Source organism: Bacteroides sp. L10-4, from assembly GCF_013373675.1.
In the GTDB taxonomy this organism is placed as follows: Bacteria; Bacteroidota; Bacteroidia; order Bacteroidales; family Bacteroidaceae; genus Bacteroides; species Bacteroides muris.
Window position 1 is genome coordinate 1 of the sequence record NZ_JABXJH010000138.1, and the last position, 1,323, is coordinate 1,323.

Sequence of the window (1,323 nt, forward strand, 5' to 3'; positions counted from 1 at the left end):
CATTAGTGTCCAATAAAAATGGACGAGTTAAAAAATTAATCAAATAGTCCTTCAAAAAGGGGATAATCGAGTTCTTTGATATCGTTGAAATCAGTCTTATCGAACAGGTCACGTAAGTTCGTTTTGTCCGTTAGAGAGATGCTTAGAATCTGCAAAACTTCATAAGTTGAGCGTTTCAATTGCATATCGTGTTGGACAATAGCTACAAGACAGTATGTGATAATAGCTACACTGATTTGAATGCGGACAGCGTTTTCCGTTGTGCCCCAGAATCTTTTTATTTTAAGGTGCTGCTTTAGCCATTTGAAGAATAGCTCGATCAACCATCTTTTCTTATAGAGATTAGCAACGTCCAATGCAGAAATATGTGTTGCGTTTGTCAGGAAAGTGAACTCACGGTCACCCTCTTCATCGTAGTAACGAATGAATCGGAATGACTCGGGATATTTCTTCTCTGAGAGATATCCGGTCAGTTTCACTTCAGCATCTGTAAGTACATACTTAGGCATCCTACGCTTCCATTTAACCATTGTGTATTTCAAGTTCGTTTTAGCTCTGACAACGAAAAAGGAACCTGTCAGGTGTATCCTATATAGTTCCTTAAAAAAGTCATAAGCCCTATCGAACATATAATAAGCATTTGGTTCATAATGGATTGAACACATCTCTGTAGAGTCGTGCTTCGATGCTGTGGTTACAGTATAGAAGGCAGGAACTTGTGCTTCAATGTCATATAAGACATGAGCTTTCACTCCTCCTTTCTTTCTTCGGAACTTCGCCCATGGAAATGTGGCTAGACACAACGGAATGGTTGTTGAATCAAAAGCGTACTTATTTCCTGGGATTTCCAAGATATTGGTCCCTCGCTTTTCGCAAGCTTCCTTCATTATATAGAATGCGAAGTCTTCAAAGATTCTGTAGTCACGATTCTGATTAGCATAAGCGAGAGTGGCTTTGGCTATTGGATGGCGTCCCAAACCAAGATGATACTGCTTAGCTCGGTGTGCTTCAAAAGCCACAATTAGGTCGCGAAGACTCTCACGATTGCTCAGTTGTCCGAACATCATAGCAAGCAGCTGATTCCAGCAGGTGAATTGCTTCACGTAGCGATTGCCATCATACTTGCGAACGAAGTTGTTGAACTGGGTTCTGTTCAGAAAAGCGGTAAGTTGAGCGAATACGTATTTATCTTGGTTCATAAGCGGCCTTCAATTTGACCGCTAAGCTACGAATTCAAATCCGTTTCATTCTAAAGGACTGCTTAAAAGACTGTATTTCAATAATTTCAAAGACCGATTAGCTAACTTTTATTGGACAGTAGTG

The 1,323-nt window shown here is 40.2% G+C and carries 1 protein-coding gene; it reads right to left on the reverse strand.

What is annotated here, in order from left to right; genetic code table 11:
* Window positions 1-35: 35 nt before the first annotated feature.
* Window positions 36-1,199 carry an IS4 family transposase gene (locus HU824_RS19395; protein ID WP_148330868.1) on the reverse strand — a complete coding sequence of 388 codons (1,164 nt, stop codon included), beginning with the start codon at window positions 1,197-1,199 and terminating at the stop codon, window positions 36-38.
* Window positions 1,200-1,323 lie beyond the last annotated feature (124 nt).